Below are 3,355 nucleotides of genomic sequence, written 5' to 3'. Positions count from 1 at the left end.
GAAGCATCTTCTAAGATGCTTCTTTTTATTTTTTGATTAATCATTTTATAATATAGGTTTAGTATAGATTTTTTCAGAGCTTAAGATTAATATATAGTTATGATAGTTTATTTATAACTTTTCCATGAGTAGGAAACTATTTTTATGACCTACAAGATGGTTCTCACTAAATCATATATATTTAAGAAAGGTTTTATAGGATGAGAAAATATTTTAAAATCATACTAGTTTTTGTATGGATGGCTATTATATTTATATTCTCCAATCAGCCAGCTGTTGTGTCAGATGAGAAAAGTAGGCTTGTTATAAGAGTATTTCAGTTTTTAGGGTTAAACCTAGATAGTATCTTAGGTGAACTAGCTAACTTTATTATTAGAAAAATTGCACACTTTTTAGAGTACTTAATACTTTATTTGTTGCTATTTAATGCATTAAGTAAAGGTATTAGTCTAAAGAAGAAGCTTATATTAGCACTATTTATAGTATTCTTATATGCCTGTACAGATGAGTTTCATCAACTTTTTGTCAGTGGCAGAACTGGACGTATCAGAGATGTTATAATAGACACTTTTGGCGGCGGTGCAGGTGCATTAATTTTATATTTTAAAAGCAAATAATCTCTATAGAAAAAGCCCTAGTTATAAATTTTCTAGGGCTTTTTTTAGTTTATTCCAATCTTCTTTATACATTAAGTTAAATTCTTCACTTCTATTATAAGTTAGGGAAGAAGGATGATACATAGGGAATATATAACTACTTAACTCCTGATTAAAGTGAAGAGTGCCGTGATATTCACCAATAGACTTAAAATTTGTAAGCCTCCTTAGGGGTACATTTCCCAATGTTATTATTATTTTAGGGTGAACGAGTTTAATTTCCTCATCTAATATTTCTCGGAAAAGCTCTATTTCTGAAATTTTAGGAGGCCTATTACTAATTGATGTTTTCCCAGTTTTTCCTTCTTTGATTTTTATAGGTCTAAAATAACAGGTGTTAGTTACCCTAATGTTTTCTCTAGATAAACCAATAGAATTTAAATGCTTCTCAAAATTTTTACCTGCAGTTCCTACAAAGGCTTTTCCTTGTTCAACCTCAGTTTTTCCAGGAGCCTCTCCGACAAATAGAATATCACAAGGAATTGGTCCGTCTCCTGTAATATATCCTCTAATTAGATCTTCATCATAATTTTCTACTATGTTTTTAATTTTTTTCTTTAAATTCTCTATTGTATTCATTTCTTAGTTCCTCTCAAAAAATAATATACTACATAAAAGTGAAGTATCTAATTGTTTACAGTAAACATAGAATTGATTCATTTTACAACTTGTGAATATATTTAGTTTTTCATAATTAAGTTAATATATGCACAGAGTATTAGCTTTTTAATAAAGGATATAAATAATATAAAGTCTGTGAAACATTATTGCAAAGTGTATTAATACATTTTGTAATGATTATTACAGGTGATATAATTTATTTATTATAACAAAGGTAAAAAAACTAATATTTAATTAGGAGTGGTAAAGATGAAAGTTCCATATATAATGACACCAGGGCCTACAGAGGTATGTGAAAATGTAAGGATAACTAGAAGCTTACAGTTTACAAACCCAGATTTAGATTTACAATTTTACGAATTCTATAGAGAAACCTGTGAAAGAATAGGCCGATTTTTAAAAACAAATAATGAAGTGAGAATACTAAATGGAGAAGGTATATTGGGATTAGAAGCTGCGTGTGCATCATTAACCGAAAAAGGAGATAGAGTTTTAGTTATAGATAACGGCATTTTTGGAGAAGGGTTTGCGGATTTTGTAAGGATGTATGGCGGTGAGGTAGTATTTTTTAAAGGAGATAGAGAAAGAGATATAGATATAGAAGAATTAAAAAGATTTTTAGATAAAGATAGTAATTTTAGGTACGCCACAATAGTGCATTGTGATACTCCCTCAGGTGTGCTGAATAACGTATCACAGATATGTCCTATGCTAAAGGAAAAAGGCATATTAACTGTAGTAGACAGTGTTGCTGCTATGGGTGGAGAAGAATTAAGAGTAGACGATTGGAGAATAGATATAGCACTAGGAGCTTCACAAAAGTGTATATCTGCACCACCTGGACTTACAATCTTAAGTATAAGTGAAGATGCTTTTAAATCAATGAAAAATAGATCAACTCCAATAGCATCATTTTATTGCAATCTATTAATCTGGGAAAAGTATTATGAAAATAAATGGTTCCCTTATACCCAACCTATAAGCGATATAATGGCTTTAAGAGTAGCTATTGATAATATTCTAAGTGATAAAAAAATCTTAGAAAGACATAAAAATATAGCAGAAGCAACTAGGAGAAGTATAAAAGAATCAGGATTAGAATTGTATCTTAAAGAAGGATATTGTAATAACGTAACTGTTGTTAAAATACCTGATGGAATAGATGATAAAAAGTTGAGAGATTACATGCTAGAACAATATAATTTACTAATAGCAGGTTCCTTTGGGTACTTAGGAGGAAAAGTTATAAGGATAGGACATATGGGCGAAAATGCAAGAGTGGATAAAGTTAGTTATACCTTGGCAGCCTTACAAAAGTCTCTGGATCATTTTGGATTTATGTGTAAGTGTAATATAGCTTCCTGCTTTTTAAAGGAGTTCTAAATTATAGTTAAAAGTTGTTATTATAGTAAGTTTCTAAAATTTAATTAACTACAATAAATTTTAAGATTAAATAACTATTAATAACAACTCTTAACTATTAATCACTTAATAAAAAAATATAATATTACTTAAAAATGTTCTCCATTTTCATAATATGAACTTTCTTTCAAGACTGTAAAGAAAACATCTACGTTTTCGTAACCAGCCTTATGTATGAAATTAGTTATAGATTTTGATACTTCATCTTGTGTTTCTTGACCTCTATCAAACCAAACTAACTCTATAAGTGGATACCCATCATCTATCTTGCCATCCTTTATAAATGTTGAAGAAATACACTCAATAGTAAAATACTCTCTTGGACATTTTACTATTTTTTCAAGTTCATCAATCATTTCAGTACTTATAACAGATATTTTATTTATATCCACGCCTCTCATTTTAATTTGTGGCATTTAGCTCACCTCCTAGAATATTTTAACCTATGGAAATTAAAAATTAAAGATTTATTCTTAGCAGGTAGAAAAACTTATCCCAGTGTGTCAATAGTAGTATAATTGAGAAAATACTAGATAAAGACAATTAACATGACATAAAGTCGTAAAATAGAAAGATTCACAGCAGATCAATGTAAAATATGTGATACAATAACACATGTCGTCACAAGAAACGACAATACTTAACAAAAACAACTT

Annotated in this window: 4 protein-coding genes; 2 read left to right on the top strand and 2 right to left on the bottom strand. The window is 29.1% G+C overall.

The window, feature by feature from the left end:
* The first annotated feature begins 200 nt into the window (after positions 1 to 200).
* Positions 201 to 617, top strand: a complete 417-nt coding sequence (locus P8V03_RS18720) for a VanZ family protein (RefSeq protein WP_318799332.1) — start codon at positions 201 to 203, stop codon at positions 615 to 617.
* Between the two features lie 21 nt (positions 618 to 638).
* Here the strand turns inward: P8V03_RS18720 and P8V03_RS18715 are convergent, their stop codons facing one another.
* Positions 639 to 1,235, bottom strand: coding sequence for a uracil-DNA glycosylase (locus P8V03_RS18715; RefSeq protein WP_261673613.1), 597 nt, complete (start codon positions 1,233 to 1,235; stop codon positions 639 to 641).
* Positions 1,236 to 1,526: 291 nt separating this feature from the next.
* On the opposite strand from P8V03_RS18715, the gene P8V03_RS18710 reads away from it, so the two are divergent.
* Entirely contained in the window at positions 1,527 to 2,660 is a 1,134-nt protein-coding gene (locus tag P8V03_RS18710; RefSeq protein ID WP_318799330.1) for a pyridoxal-phosphate-dependent aminotransferase family protein, read from the top strand.
* Positions 2,661 to 2,788: 128 nt separating this feature from the next.
* Here the strand turns inward: P8V03_RS18710 and P8V03_RS18705 are convergent, their stop codons facing one another.
* Positions 2,789 to 3,115: a DUF1904 domain-containing protein gene (locus P8V03_RS18705; protein WP_261673615.1), complete on the bottom strand. Its 327-nt coding sequence runs from the start codon at positions 3,113 to 3,115 to the stop codon at positions 2,789 to 2,791.
* Positions 3,116 to 3,355 lie beyond the last annotated feature (240 nt).

Source organism: Clostridium tanneri (assembly GCF_033659955.1).
Lineage (GTDB): Bacteria > Bacillota > Clostridia > Clostridiales > Clostridiaceae > Clostridium_AM > Clostridium_AM tanneri.
Note: the sequence above shows the minus strand (reverse complement) of the source record. Positions and strands in the feature narration are given on the sequence as shown.

What these genes read in the sequence shown, in the direction of transcription:
- P8V03_RS18720 (WP_318799332.1), top strand. Translation starts at nt 201, where the DNA reads ATGAGAAAATATTTTAAAATCATACTAGTTTTTGTATGGATGGCTATT.
- P8V03_RS18715 (WP_261673613.1), bottom strand. Translation starts at nt 1,235, where the DNA reads ATGAATACAATAGAGAATTTAAAGAAAAAAATTAAAAACATAGTAGAA.
- P8V03_RS18710 (WP_318799330.1), top strand. Translation starts at nt 1,527, where the DNA reads ATGAAAGTTCCATATATAATGACACCAGGGCCTACAGAGGTATGTGAA.
- P8V03_RS18705 (WP_261673615.1), bottom strand. Translation starts at nt 3,115, where the DNA reads ATGCCACAAATTAAAATGAGAGGCGTGGATATAAATAAAATATCTGTT.